At 71.8% G+C, this 12,454-nt stretch carries 12 protein-coding genes; 4 read left to right on the forward strand and 8 right to left on the reverse strand.

What is annotated here, in order from left to right; translation table 11 throughout:
* The 4 genes from MFF54_RS26045 to MFF54_RS26060 form a co-directional block, all read right to left on the reverse strand.
* Window positions 1-2,085 (reverse strand): PHP domain-containing protein (locus MFF54_RS26045; protein ID WP_238307097.1); only part of this gene is annotated, 2,085 nt, incomplete at its 3' end.
* A gap of 22 nt (window positions 2,086-2,107) precedes the next feature.
* A complete protein-coding gene (gene dksA / locus MFF54_RS26050; protein WP_238307098.1) occupies window positions 2,108-2,527 on the reverse strand; it encodes an RNA polymerase-binding protein DksA in 420 nt (139 codons plus the stop codon).
* Between the two features lie 149 nt (window positions 2,528-2,676).
* Entirely contained in the window at window positions 2,677-3,699 is a 1,023-nt protein-coding gene (locus tag MFF54_RS26055; RefSeq protein WP_238307099.1) for a hypothetical protein, read from the reverse strand.
* A 4-nt stretch (window positions 3,700-3,703) separates the two neighbouring features.
* Window positions 3,704-5,077, reverse strand: coding sequence for an MBOAT family O-acyltransferase (locus tag MFF54_RS26060; RefSeq protein WP_238307100.1), 1,374 nt, complete (start codon window positions 5,075-5,077; stop codon window positions 3,704-3,706).
* A gap of 352 nt (window positions 5,078-5,429) precedes the next feature.
* On the opposite strand from MFF54_RS26060, the gene MFF54_RS26065 reads away from it, so the two are divergent.
* Window positions 5,430-6,314 carry an EamA family transporter gene (locus MFF54_RS26065; protein WP_238307101.1) on the forward strand — a complete coding sequence of 295 codons (885 nt, stop codon included), beginning with the start codon at window positions 5,430-5,432 and terminating at the stop codon, window positions 6,312-6,314.
* 125 nt (window positions 6,315-6,439) lie between these two features.
* Here MFF54_RS26065 and MFF54_RS26070 read toward each other — a convergent pair whose 3' ends face one another.
* Window positions 6,440-6,874 carry a flagellar assembly protein FliX gene (locus tag MFF54_RS26070; protein WP_238307102.1) on the reverse strand — a complete coding sequence of 145 codons (435 nt, stop codon included), beginning with the start codon at window positions 6,872-6,874 and terminating at the stop codon, window positions 6,440-6,442.
* Window positions 6,875-7,117: 243 nt separating this feature from the next.
* Here MFF54_RS26070 and MFF54_RS26075 point away from each other — a divergent pair, with 243 nt between their 5' ends.
* From MFF54_RS26075 to MFF54_RS26085, 3 genes are read left to right on the forward strand one after another with little or no spacing between them, the layout of a single operon-like run.
* A complete protein-coding gene (locus tag MFF54_RS26075) occupies window positions 7,118-8,275 on the forward strand; it encodes a flagellar basal body P-ring protein FlgI (RefSeq protein WP_238307103.1) in 1,158 nt (385 codons plus the stop codon).
* A 31-nt stretch (window positions 8,276-8,306) separates the two neighbouring features.
* On the forward strand, window positions 8,307-8,675 hold the full coding sequence (locus MFF54_RS26080; protein ID WP_238307104.1) for a rod-binding protein: 369 nt from the start codon (window positions 8,307-8,309) through the stop codon (window positions 8,673-8,675).
* On the forward strand, window positions 8,668-9,153 hold the full coding sequence (locus tag MFF54_RS26085) for a hypothetical protein (protein ID WP_238307105.1): 486 nt from the start codon (window positions 8,668-8,670) through the stop codon (window positions 9,151-9,153). The genes MFF54_RS26080 and MFF54_RS26085 overlap by 8 nt, the downstream gene beginning before the upstream one ends.
* Before the next feature lie 77 nt (window positions 9,154-9,230).
* Here MFF54_RS26085 and MFF54_RS26090 read toward each other — a convergent pair whose 3' ends face one another.
* The 3 genes from MFF54_RS26090 to MFF54_RS26100 form a co-directional block, all read right to left on the reverse strand.
* Complete coding sequence (locus MFF54_RS26090; protein WP_238307106.1) at window positions 9,231-9,539, reverse strand: hypothetical protein; 309 nt, start codon at window positions 9,537-9,539, stop codon at window positions 9,231-9,233.
* 323 nt (window positions 9,540-9,862) lie between these two features.
* On the reverse strand, window positions 9,863-10,270 hold the full coding sequence (locus MFF54_RS26095) for a porin (protein WP_238307107.1): 408 nt from the start codon (window positions 10,268-10,270) through the stop codon (window positions 9,863-9,865).
* 75 nt (window positions 10,271-10,345) lie between these two features.
* The gene (locus MFF54_RS26100) at window positions 10,346-12,445 is read right to left on the reverse strand and encodes a hypothetical protein (protein ID WP_238307108.1); all 2,100 of its coding nucleotides are present in this window, start codon (window positions 12,443-12,445) and stop codon (window positions 10,346-10,348) included.
* Between the last annotated feature and the right edge of the window lie 9 nt (window positions 12,446-12,454).

Below are 12,454 nucleotides of genomic sequence, written 5' to 3' on the forward strand. Positions count from 1 at the left end.
GCGCAGGCCGTCGGCCTCGGCCGGCGAGAATCCCGCTGCCGTGATGGCGATCTGCATGGCGTGCTCCTGGAAGAGTGGGACACCGTAGGTTCGGTGCAGGAGCGCGAAGAGCTCGTCCTTCGGCCCGTGGTCGGGGTGCGGCTCCGGGTAGGTGACGGGCTCCTCGTTGTTGCGGCGGCGCAGATAGGGATGGACCATGTCGCCCTGGATCGGCCCCGGCCGAACGATGGCGACCTGCACCACGAGGTCGTAGAACTCCCGCGGCCGCAGGCGCGGCAGCATCGCCATCTGGGCCCGGCTCTCGACCTGGAACACGCCGACGGAATCGGCGCGCGCCAGCATCGCGTAGACCTCCGGGTCCTCCGCCGGCAGGTCGGCCAGGGTCTCGTAGCGCTGTCCGTAATCCTGCTCCAGGAAGGCGAGGCCGCGCCGCAGGCAGCTCAGCATCCCGAGTGCCAGCACGTCCACCTTCATCAGGCCGACCACGTCGATGTCGTCCTTGTCCCACTCGATGAAGGTGCGCCCCGGCATCGCGCCGTTGCCGACCGGCACGGTCTCGTCGAGGCGCTCGCGCGTCAGCACGAAGCCGCCGACATGCTGAGAGAGGTGGCGCGGGAAACCGACGAGCGCGGTGGCGAGATCGACCGCCTGCCGGATCGCGGGGTTCTTCGGGTCGAAGCCGGCTCCCGCGATATGGGCGTCCGGCAGATCCTTGCCCCACGAGCCCCAGACCGTGTCGGAGAGCGCCGCCGCGACGTCCTCGGAGAGGCCCAGCACCTTGCCGACCTCGCGGATGGCCGAGCGCGGGCGGTAATGGATCACGGTCGCGCAGATCGCGGCGCGCTCGCGCCCGTACTTCGCGTACAGGTACTGGATCACCTCCTCGCGGCGCTCGTGCTCGAAATCGACATCGATGTCGGGCGGCTCGTCGCGGTTCTCGGAGATGAAGCGGGCGAAGAGCAGCCGGATCTTGGTGGGATCGACCGCCGTGATGCCGAGGCAGTAGCAGACGGCCGAGTTCGCCGCCGAGCCGCGGCCCTGGCAGAGGATGCCCCGGGAGCGGGCGAACTCCACCACGTCGAAGAGCGTGAGGAAGTAGCGGGCGTAGTTCATCGTCGCGATGAGCCGGAGCTCCTCGCGCAGGGTCGTCTCCACCTGAGCCGGAACGCCCTCGGGGAAGCGCCAGCGGGCGAGCTCGAAGGTCTTCTCCTCCAGGTAGCCCTGGGCGGAGCGGCCGGGCGGCACCGGCTCGTCCGGGTACTCGTAGGCGAGGTCGCCGAGCGAGAAGCTGCAGGATTCGGCGATCTCGACCGTGCGGGCGAGCGCGGCCGGGTGGTCTGCGAAGAGCCGGGCCATCGCGTCCGCCGGCTTCAGGTGGCGCTCGGCATTGGCCTGGAGGCGGTAGCCGGCCTCGGCCAGGGTGCAGCCCTCGCGGATGCAGGTGACGACGTCCTGAAGCGGCCGCCGGTCCGGATGGTGGTAGAGCGCGTCCGACACCGCCACGAGCGGGGCGCCGAGCCGGTCGCCGATCTCGGCGAGGCGCCCGAGCCGGGCGCGCTCGTCGCCGCGCCGCCCGTGGCTGCCGGCGAGATAGGTCCGGCCGGGCGCCGCCTCGGCGAGCCGCGCGAGACGGTCGAGGAATGTGTCCGGCGGCTCGACGCCGCCCTCGGGCGGCAGCGCGATCAGGATCTGTCCGGAAGAGGCCCCGAGCATCGCGTCGAAGCCGAAGCGGCATTCGCCTTTCCGGGCGCGCCGGTTGCCCGCCGAGAGCAGGCGGCAGAGCCGGCCGTAGGCCGCGCGATCCATCGGGTAGGCGATCGCCTCGAGCCCGTCCTCGGTGACGAGGCGCACGCCCGGCAGGAAGCGGATCCTCCAGGTCTCGGGATCGCCGGGCCTGCGCGGCCCCCCGGGTTTCACCCGCGCCGCCGCGTAGGCGCGCACCAGACCGGCCGTGGTGTTGCGGTCCGCGATGCCGATGGCGGTGAGCCCGTAAGCCAGCGCCTGCTCGACGTATTCCTGGGGGTGCGAGGCGCCGCGCAGGAAGGAGAAGTTCGTCTGGACGGCGAGTTCCGCGTAACCCGTCACACCCGCCCCTCCCGAAGCTCGATCAGTCGTCGCGGTAGACCCGCTCGCGCCGCTCGTGGCGCTCCTGCGCCTCCAGCGACAGGGTGGCGATCGGCCGCGCGTCGAGGCGCTTCAGGGAGATCGGCTCGCCGGTCTCCTCGCAGTAGCCGTAGGATCCGTCCTCGAGCCGGGCGAGCGCGGCGTCGATCTTGCCCGTGAGCTTGCGCTGGCGGTCGCGGGCCCGGAGCTCGATCGACCGGTCGGTCTCGGAGGAGGCGCGGTCGGCGATGTCGGGGTGATTCTCGTTCTCGCTCTGGAGGGCGGCCAGCGTGTCCTGGGCCTCGCGCAGGATGTCGCTCTTCCAACTCAGCAGCTTGCGCCGGAAATACTCGCGCTGCCGGTCATTCATGAAGGGCTCGTCGTCGGACGGGGCATAACCGTCCTCCAGCGTTACCTTCGCCATGTTCGCCCTCACATTCTGCGTGCAGCCTGCCGGCGGCGATGTCCCGTGCCGTATAGTCGAGGCGCTTTGCTGCTACAACGGAGGGCAACGCAAGGTTCGGGCCCGGATGTCACGGGCCCCCGCGGCTGCGGCTTCGGCGCCACGGTCCACTACTCCTTCGGGGGGCGCAGACGGAGGATCGCGGCGGCGATGTCCTCCGCCACGCGCCGGGCGAGCGGGTGGCGGTAATGCGTCCGGTCGAAGAACAGCGCTTCGTCGCGGGCCGTCTCCCCGTCCCGCCGCCAGTCCAGCAGGGCGCTGCGCGGATGGGTCGCGAGCGCCGCCGCGATCGCCGCCGCGCAGGCGGCTTCCGCCGCCGCGCGCGGGCTTCCCGGACGCGGCAGGCCCGCGTGGTAGACGGGCGGTCGCACCGCGACGACGGCGGTCTCCGCCGGCACCCGGGCGAGCGCCGCCCGCAGGCGCTCGGCCGCCGGGAAGGGACCGGCGCGGCCCGGATCGGGCGTGTCGGGCACCGGCGTCTCGCGGGTCGCCTCCCATTTCGCGTCGCGCCCGAAGCCGAGTCCGAGGTAGTCCGGCTCGTAGTCCCACCAGCCATCCGAACGGGCGAGCGGGCGCCGCGTCCGCAGGAGCCAGCCGATCCGGCCTACCACCTCCTGGGCGACGGCGTAGCGCATCAGCCCGCGCAGGTAGTCCGGCAGGTCGCGGGCGAAGAGCCAGAACGGGAAGGGCTTGTTGTTGGCCAAGTGCGGATCGTCGGTGCACCAGAAGTCGTCGGGCGCCAGCACGATGGCGGCGGGCGCCGGATGGTGGCGTAGGAACCAATCGAGGACGCCGAGCTGCTCGCCGGGGCCCGTCGCCGGAATCGCGAGCTGAACGAAGGGGATGCGGGTGAGCCGCGTGAGCCGCTCCGGCTCGATCAGCTGGATGTGCGAGTTGCCGATGACGGCCCCCGCGAAGGCCGGGTCGCGCCCGCGGACGGCCGCGGCGGTGCGCGGACCCTGCGGGCGCACCGCGCCCACCGAGAGAAGCGTCGAGCGCCCGCTGTCGTAGGGATCGACCGCGTAGGCGAGCGCCAGGTAGCCGAGGGTCACCGCGGTCGCCGTGCCCACGAGGAGCCGCGCGAAGCCGCCCCACCCCGCCCTGCCCTCGCCCTCGGTCGCGCGCCCGGACATCGGATCAGAACTGGAAGTAGATGAACTCGTAGTTCGCATCGTCCCCGATCTTCAGGAGCACGACCACGAACAGGAGTCCGAACAGGACGGCGAGCCAGCGCCGGGGCGGCAGCCGGTGCACGGCGGCCCAGGCGGTCGGCCCGAGGATCGCGACCGCCGCCGCCGCCGCGATGGCGCGCCACTTGAACCCCGAGCCCGGCCCGGTGAGCCCGAGGAGTCCCTTGTAGATCGCGAGCGCCGCCTCGAAGCTGGTCGCCCGGAACAGGACCCAGGTCAGCACCACGAAGAGGCTGGTCAGCACCCAGCCCAGCACGACCGGCATGGGGAAGCCGGCGCGGCGCCAGAGCACGCCCGCGCCGAGGCCCGCGCCGTGCAGGGCGCCCCAGGCCACGAAGGTGAGCCCGGCCCCGTGCCAGAGGCCGCCGAGCGTCATGGTGGCGAGAAGCGCGGCGAGCTGCACGGCGAGGCCGCGGCGGTTGCCCCCGAATCCGATGTAGAGGTAGTCGCGCAGGAAGCGCGACAGGGTCATGTGCCAGCGCCGCCAGAAATCCTGCAGGCTGGTCGCCCGGTAGGGCACGTCGAAGTTCTGCGGCAGCACCACGCCGAACAGCAGCGCGATGCCGAGCGCCATGTCGGTGTAGCCGGAGAAGTCGAAGTAGATCTGGAAGGTGAAGCCCAGCGTCGCCTGCCAGGCCTCGGCCATCGTCACCGCCTTGCCGGCGGCGGCCGCCTGGAAGACCGGGTTGACGTAGGCCGCCAGCGGATCGCCGAGGAACACCTTCTTGGCGAGGCCGACGGTCAGCAGCATCAGCCCGCGCCCGATCCGCTCGGCCGCGTCCGGGCGGTCGTAGGGCCGCTCGTCGAACTGGTGCATGATCTCGCTCCAGCGCACGAGCGGGCCGGCGAGAACCTGCGGGAAGAAGGCGATGTAGAGCGCGTACTTGGTCAGCCCGAAGCCCGGCGCGCGGCCGGCCCTCAGGTCGGTCAGGTACATGATGTGGTGGAACGTGAAGAACGAGATGCCGAGCGGCAGGACCCAGCCGGGCCGGGCGAGATCGACGCCCGGGATCAGGTCGACGAGATCCGTGAGGAAATCGAGATATTTGAAGAGGGCCAGCACCGCGAGGTTGAGGGCGATGGCCAGAGGGATCAGCCAGGGAGCGGGCGCCCGGAGATAGAGGCGCGAGACCCACCAGTTCAGCAGCACCGAGGCGCCGAGCAGGGGCACGAATCGCGGGTCCCACCAGCCGTAGAAGACGAGGGAGAGCCCGACCAGCACGGCCAGGCGCCAGTCGGGCCGTACGCGCTCGGCGAGCGCGTGGAGCGCCAGGGCGGTCGGCAGGAAGGCCAGGAGGAAGACGAAGGAGTTGAACAGCATCGGCCGCTGGACCGGCCGCGCCGCCGGAGGGAATCGTGGATCGGGCCCGCGGGTCGGGCCGGTCGCGGCGGCCTTGTCGAGGATCGTGGCCGGGGCGTCAATCGGCGCGCCGTCTTCCGCGCTCGCGACCGCGGAGACCCGGGATCAGGCTGGGCAAGTGCGCGCTTGATCCCGCGCGCTCGCCCCTGCTACGCTCATCCGATCGACCGAGTGGCAACTTGGGTTCCGGGCTCCGGCCGCTGGACCGAGCGTTGCAGAGACCGCGGGTGTTCCGCGGCTGCACCCAAGGGATAGAAACCCAGGGGCGGAGACGTCGAGATCACCGGCGCTGCGGCGCTTGCGGGAGATCTCCATGACGCTCGCCACCTTGTCCCTCGTCGTTCTCGCGTCCTGTCTGCACGCCGGCTGGAACCTGCTGGCCAAGCGCGCCGCCCATATCGGCCCGCTCTTCGTCTTCGCCTACAATCTCGTCGCCTGCATCGCCTACGCGCCCTGGGTGCTCTGGCGCCTCTGGCAAGCGAGCGCTGCCGACGGGATCTCCTGGACCTGGGCGGCGGCCGGCGTCGTCGCCCTGAGCGGGCTGATCCATCTCGCCTACAGCCTCTGCCTCCAGCGCGGCTATCAGGCCGCCGACCTCTCGGTGGTCTATCCCGTCGCGCGGGGCACGGGGCCGATGCTGTCGAGCCTCGGCGCCGTCATTCTCCTGGGCGAGCCGCCGTCCGAGCAGGCGCTCGCCGGGCTGGGGCTGGTGGTCGGCGGCATCGGCCTCATCGCGACGCAGGGGCGCCTCGCGGCCTTCCGCAGGCCGGGCGGCGTCGCGGGCGTCCGATGGGGCACGGCGACGGGCGGCCTGATCGCCTCCTATACGGTCGTCGACGCCTACGCGGTGAAGGCGCTCGGCATCGCGCCGGTCGTCCTCGACTGGTGCAGCAACCTGCTGCGCTTCGTGCTCCTGGCGCCGGTCGTCGTCGCCGATCCGCGCCGCGCCTGGGAGGCGATGCGCGGCTTCCGACTCGTGGCGCTCGCCGTGGGGCTGATGTCGCCGCTCTCCTACATCCTGGTCCTGGCGGCGCTGGACGGCGGCGCGCCGCTGAGCCTCGTCGCGCCGATGCGCGAGATGTCAATGATGATCGGCGCCCTGCTGGGCATGGTCGTCCTGCGCGAGGCCGCCGGCCCCTGGCGCCTCGTCGGTTGCGCCGTGCTGATCGGTGGGGTGATGCTCCTGTCCGGGGGCTGACAGGGCAGGTCCATTCGCGCGGCCGTCGTCCCAGGGCTCTGCGGTGGCCCCGGCATGACTCCGAAGAGCGGCGGGACGCGTCGGCCGCCGGCAGGGACGGCCCGTCGGGCTTCGCGATACGCGGCCTACATCGCCGGCCGTATCTCCAGCTTTGCCAGTTCCACCGCCGCCCGCAGCTCGATCTCGGCCATCAGCCCGTCGAGGCGCGGGTCGCCCGATTCGGTGCCGCGCTCGGAGAGCCGCCCGGCGATGGCCCGCAGGTCCCGCGCGGCGACCCGGCCGCCGAGGAGGGCCGCCTTCAGACGGTCGAGCCCATCGAGGAGGTCGTGCCCCCGGCGCACGCTGCGGCGGCGGCGCTCCTGCGGCGTCTCGGCCTCGGTCTGCAGCATGAGCACCGCATCGAGCCCCGCGAGCGTCGCCGCGCCGGCGGTGCCGCCGGTCGCGCCCGCGCGCGCGGCGCCCGCCTCCGCCCCGAGGCTGAAGCGCGCGCTGCCCTCCGCCCGGCGCGTCGTCGCCGGGGCGGACAGGGTGGGGAGGCCGGTGCGGGGATCGACGCGCATCGTCAGGGTCACTCCGAACGCGGAGGCGCGTCCTGGTATGAAACAAGACGGTCGGCAGGGTTAAGCGGCGGTAAACGCCCCGGCAGAAGCTGCCGACCCGGCACGATCGGAGTCGTCGCCGATGCCGGCCGGCCGGCGCTCCCGCGCGGCGAAAGCGTTCTCCGTCAACGGCTTGGAAGCGTGCACCCCGGTGGCACGCGGCTGGCAACGGGAGAGCCGGATCCGACCGCCCCGACAGCCGGGATGCAGACCTTGCCCCTTCCGCTCCGCCCCCTCGCCCGACCGCTGGCCTGCCTGCTGGCCCGCCTGCTGGCCGTCGTGGTCCTCGCGACGCTCGGCCTCGGCCAGTCCGCCCTCGCGCTCTCGCGGGTGAAGGACCTCGCGGCGATCGAGGGCGTGCGGCAGAACCAGCTCGTCGGGTACGGCATCGTGGTCGGCCTCAACGGCACCGGCGACACGCTCAACAACATCCCGTTCACCAAGCAGTCCCTCCAGGCGATGCTGGAGCGGCTCGGCGTCAACACCCGCGGCGCCACCATGCGGACCCAGAACCTCGCCGCCGTGATGGTGACGGCCAACCTCCCCCCGTTCGCCGCCCAGGGCACGCGGATCGACGTCACCGTCTCCTCGCTGGGCGACGCCAAGTCGCTCCAAGGCGGCACGCTGCTGGTGACGCCGCTCCTCGGCGCCGACGGCGAGGTCTACGCCCTGGCGCAGGGCTCGGTCGCCATCGCGGGCTTCTCCGCGGAGGGCGACGCCGCCAAGATCACCCGGGGCGTGCCGACCAACGGCCGCATCGCCAACGGCGCCAACATCGAGCGCGAGATCGCCTTCAAGCTGAACGACGCGCGCTCGCTGCGCCTGTCCCTGCGCAACCCCGACTTCACCACCTCGAAGCGGATCGCGTCCGCGATCAACGACTTCATGGGCGCCGACACGGCGGAACCCACCGACCCCGCCACCGTCACGATCCAGATCCCGCCCCGCTACAACGGCAACATGATCCGGCTGATCACCGAGGTGGAGCAGCTGAAGGTCGAGCCCGACCAGACGGCGCGCGTCGTCGTGGACGAGCGCTCCGGCATCATCGTGATGGGCCGCGACGTGCGCGTCTCGACGGTGGCGATCGCGCAGGGCAACCTCACCGTCACCATCACCGAGCAGCCGCAGGTGAGCCAGCCCGCTCCGCTCTCGAACGGCCAGACCGTCGTGGTGCCGCGCACCGGCGTGAAGGTCGACACCGGCGACGGCAACAAGCTCGCGCTGGTCAAGGAGGGCGTGAGCCTGCGCGAGCTGGTGGACGGGCTCAACGCCCTCGGCGTTGGCCCGCGCGACCTGATCTCGATTCTCCAGGCCATCAAGGCGGCCGGCGCGCTGCAGGCCGACATCGAGCTGATGTGATTTTTTCGCCGGACACAGGAGACCAGATCCCATGCTCCCGCTCGCGACCTTCGCGGCCTCGGCCGCCATCGGCGTCGGCAAGTCGATCGCCTCGTCCATCGCGCAATCCGCCAGTCAGGCGAGCGGCCAGGCCGGCGCGCAGAGCGCGGCGAAGCTGCGCAAGACGGCGACCGAGTTCGAGTCGATGTTCCTCGAATCCTCCCTCGACCGGCTCACCCAGTCCGAGGGGACGGACGGGCCTCTCGGCGAGAACGGCACGGGCGGCGGCGTCTACCGCTCGATGCTCACGAAGGAATATGCCGGCCAGATCGTGAAGAGCGGCGGCGTCGGCATCGCCGATCAGGTCTTCCGCGAGATGATGAAGCTGCAGGGCGCGACCGACGGGGCCGCCCGTGGCTGAGAACCTCGCCCCACCCGCCATCCCCCGCGTCGCCGACAAGGCGGGCGCGGACGCGCTCGTCGCCTCGGTGAGCGAGGCCATGCGGGCGCTCGAGACGCTGCTCGCCGCCGAGAGCGGCGCAGTGGGCGCCGGCCGCCTGCGCCAGGGCCTCGCCGACCCGGCGCAGAAGAGCGCGCTCGCGGCCGCCTACGTGCTGCGCCTGGAGGCCGTGAAGGCGAACGCCGTGGCGCTCGCCCGCTTCGCGCCGGACGGCTTGGAGCGCCTCCGCACCGAGCATCGCGGCTTCACGGCGGCGGTCGAGCGGAACCAGACGGTGCTCGGCACCGCCCGCTCCGTCTCGGAAAGCCTGATCAAGTCGCTGGCCGACGATCTCGGCCGCGCGGCGACCCCGATGACCTACGGCACGCCCTCGATCGCTCCCTCCCCCTACGGGCGGGGCGTGCGCAGCGGACCGCTGGTGCTGTCGCGGAGTTTGTGAGGGCGAGACGCGAACGGGCGGCGGAGCCTGCGCTCCGCCGCCCGTCGATCCGAACCGCGTCCGGAGCCGCGTCGGTCTCAGTACGCGGTGTAGGCGCCCGGCGCGCGGCGCGGGGCGACCGAGCCGGTGACGACGTCGCCGGCCGCACCGACCGTACCGCCGACGATGCCGCCGACCGCGCCCGTCACGCCGCCGACCACGCTGCCCACGCCGCCGATCAGGCCGCCCTGCGGACCGACGGGGTCGATATGGGCGCCCCACACGTTGAGCGTGCCGTCACGGTTGTAGCTGGCGCTGTTCGGGTCGAAGGTCTGCGCCATGCTCGGCGAGGCGGCGAGACCCAGGGCGAGGGCGAGCGCGGCGGTGATCGTGCTGCGGTTGGTCATGATCGATCCTTCGTGTGATCGGGGCGCCGGGACCCAAGGTTCGACCTCATACCGATGAAGTCTCATCTTCGATCTTGTTGCGCCCGTTTGCGATGGACCTGATCTGGGTCTGATTGGACGCGCTGCAATGCCCGCTTTGTCGCAATGCAGCGTAGTATAGTGCGAATTCTGGTCGCCCTATCTGCACTTTCGTGCCGTCAAGCGTGGCCAGGATCGGCTTTTACTCAGAAACGACAAGGGGTTCCCTGAATCGCGCAGCGTCTGCGCGTGCGGTGCACCAGCGCACATCGGGGCCGCAAAAGGCCATTTCTCCGCGCGCCCGATCAGCGGTGACCGGCGCCCACCCGCACGAAGGCGCGCACCGGTCCAAGATCGGTCTGCGTGCGGGCATCCACCGCGATGCGCCCGGTCGCGTCCGGCCGCGCGGCCGCGCCCTGGCGGTCCGCCTGCACGTCGAGGCCGGCCGCCGCGCGTCCCGTGAGGCGCAGGCAGGTCCGGCTGCCGGGGAGCCGCACGAAGCCGGCTCCCTGCTCCGGGCAGGCGTCCAAGCCGCGCGTACGGGGTTCGGCGCGGGGCCGCGGCAGGGGTGTCGCGGAGGCGGACAGGTCGAGCGTCGCCGCGTCGAGCTTCGGCAGGTCGAGCCGGAGCGGCTCCTGCGCCGCGACGGGCCCGGCGAGCAGGACGAGGCAGGCGGCGCGCCCGAGCCCTCGGACCGGCGGCACGAACCTCATGCACGGACCTCCCCGGCGCGCAGCGGCCGCGCCGCTTCCGCATGAGCCGGGCAAAAGCGGCGGGATCGTGGTCGCTCAGTTCATGTAGTTGACGAGCGAGAGCTTCGAGAGCGTCGCGGTGACCTGATAGCTCGCCTGCAGGCGGTTCTGCAGGTCGAGCAGCTTCGTGGTGACCTCGGTGGTGTCGGCCGCCTCCACGCCCGCCATCGCGTTCTCCATGATGTTGCGCGTGGCGCCGTTCTGGCTCTTCGCGTTGCTCATCGCGGTGTTGGCGAGGCTGAGATCGGTCACGATCTCCTGCACGCTCGGGCTCGTGTTGACGGCGCGCACGAGCGCCCCGGCGCGGTCGGCCATGGCCTGCCACTTGGCATTGGCGTCGGGATCGCTCCCGGAGGGCGTGCCGAGCACGACGGTCGCCATGCCGGCGAGCACCGCGCGCAGGGGCGCCTCGTTCGCCCGCACGCCGATCTGCGCCGTGCTGTTGGCGCCGGTCTGGACCGTGGCGGTGGCGCGCGGGTCCGTCCGCGCATCCTCGCCCCGGTACCATTGCACGGTGTCCGCACTCGGTGTCTCGACATAGCCCGTGGCGTTTCCGGCAGTGTCGAAGGTGATCCGGCGCGCCGCGAGGCCCGGTATGGAGGAGCCGTCGAAGAAGTCGCTCGTTGCCCGCACCGTCGCGCTCGCCGAGAGACTCGAGCCGGCGGCGAGCTTCACGGCGGCGTCGAGGGCCGTCTTGAGATTGCCGGCGGTCGCCGCGACATCGCCCGGCACGATCTCGAAAGTTCCGGGCGCGGCGGTCGACCCTGCGCCCGTGGCGGCCCGTGCCGTCAGGGTCACCGAGGTGGTGGTCCCGTCGTGCAGCGCGAGTTTCAGCGTGATGCTGTCGCCGACGGCGGGCTGCTGCGTGAGGGGTCCAATCTGAACCGCCGCCGGGCTGCCGGTCGAGAAGCTCAGGCCGATCGCCGGGATCTCATTCCCGCCCGCGTCCAGCTTGACCGACCCATCGGCGTTCTTGAGCGGCGCGCTCTGAACACTCGCCAGGGTGCCGGGCGCGACAAGCCTCTCGAGCTGCGTCGCGGCGGCGGCGAGCCGGTCCGGAAGCGTCGCGCCCGTGAGGGGCAGCTTGAACGCCGTCGGATCATCGAGGCCCGGATGGGCGGTGGCCTGAAAATCGATCGTCTTCCGGCTGCCGTCCGGCTGGTTCACCACCACGCGGAAGCTCTGCCCCTCTGCCGGCTCCGCATTGAAGGTCACATGCGGCGTCACCGCCTGGACGCCGGTGAGGCTGGCGCCCGCGGGCAGCAGCGTGGCAAGCTTCGCGGTGTCGGTCGCGAGATCGCCGCTCACCGGGAAGGCCGTCGTGCCGTCCGGGGCAGTTTGGTTCGTCGCGTAGTACTCGACCGACCGGCTGCTGCCGTCGGCGAGCTGCACGAGTGCGCGGAACCGCTGGCCCTCGGTGACCGGCGCGGCGAAGGTCGCGGTCGTGTCGGCCGGCATGGAGCTGACGGTCAGGGCCGTACCAGTGGTCACGGGCTTGCCCGCGAGGGTGAACCCGAAATTCGCGCGCACCTCCGCGCTCGCATTTTCACTGATGCTGAGAGTGGTGCCGGTGAGCGCCGTACCGAGCCGGCCCATCCCGTCCGCTCCGAGATCGGCCTTCCGCTGCTCCTCGACGAGCTTGGCCACGCCCGCCTTCGTGTCGGTGCCGTTAAGAAGGGTGTCGGTATCGACGACCGGCTCCGTCTCGCTGTCGCGGCCGCCGAAGATGTAGGTCCCGGCACCCGTCTGGTTCAACGCGTCGACGGCGGCGTCGAGGGCGTTGCGGGCGAGCGTCGCGCTGCTGATCGAGCCGCTCGAACTGCGCACGAGGCCGTTCGCGAGGTTCGATTTCAGGTCCGTTCCGAAATCGATCACCGCCGTGAGGCTGCTGGTGGCGAGCTGCGCGCGCGTCTGGCCGTAGCCGATGGCGGCGTCGTAGCCGTCGAGCGCGCTGATCGTGGCGTGCGCCGTGAGGCTGGTGGTGCGCCCGACGCCGAGGCCCGCATAGGTCTCGGCGGTGCGGCCTGTGGAGAGCTGCGTGGTGAGCGTGCCGAGCTGGTTCTTCAGGTCGAGGATCTGCTGGGTGTTCCGCTGGGTCAAGTAGGCGCCCGCGGCGTAGGGTCTGATCGTGCTCATGCGCTACAT

The organism is Methylobacterium gregans, assembly GCF_022179245.1.
Lineage (GTDB): Bacteria > Pseudomonadota > Alphaproteobacteria > Rhizobiales > Beijerinckiaceae > Methylobacterium > Methylobacterium gregans.

Coding starts and splice junctions, on each gene's coding strand:
- dksA (WP_238307098.1), bottom strand. CDS start 2,527: ATGGCGAAGGTAACGCTGGAGGACGGTTATGCCCCGTCCGACGACGAG.
- MFF54_RS26055 (WP_238307099.1), bottom strand. CDS start 3,699: ATGTCCGGGCGCGCGACCGAGGGCGAGGGCAGGGCGGGGTGGGGCGGC.
- MFF54_RS26060 (WP_238307100.1), bottom strand. CDS start 5,077: ATGCTGTTCAACTCCTTCGTCTTCCTCCTGGCCTTCCTGCCGACCGCC.
- MFF54_RS26065 (WP_238307101.1), top strand. CDS start 5,430: ATGACGCTCGCCACCTTGTCCCTCGTCGTTCTCGCGTCCTGTCTGCAC.
- MFF54_RS26070 (WP_238307102.1), bottom strand. CDS start 6,874: ATGCGCGTCGATCCCCGCACCGGCCTCCCCACCCTGTCCGCCCCGGCG.
- MFF54_RS26075 (WP_238307103.1), top strand. CDS start 7,118: ATGCAGACCTTGCCCCTTCCGCTCCGCCCCCTCGCCCGACCGCTGGCC.
- MFF54_RS26080 (WP_238307104.1), top strand. CDS start 8,307: ATGCTCCCGCTCGCGACCTTCGCGGCCTCGGCCGCCATCGGCGTCGGC.
- MFF54_RS26090 (WP_238307106.1), bottom strand. CDS start 9,539: ATGACCAACCGCAGCACGATCACCGCCGCGCTCGCCCTCGCCCTGGGT.
- MFF54_RS26095 (WP_238307107.1), bottom strand. CDS start 10,270: ATGAGGTTCGTGCCGCCGGTCCGAGGGCTCGGGCGCGCCGCCTGCCTC.
- MFF54_RS26100 (WP_238307108.1), bottom strand. CDS start 12,445: ATGAGCACGATCAGACCCTACGCCGCGGGCGCCTACTTGACCCAGCGG.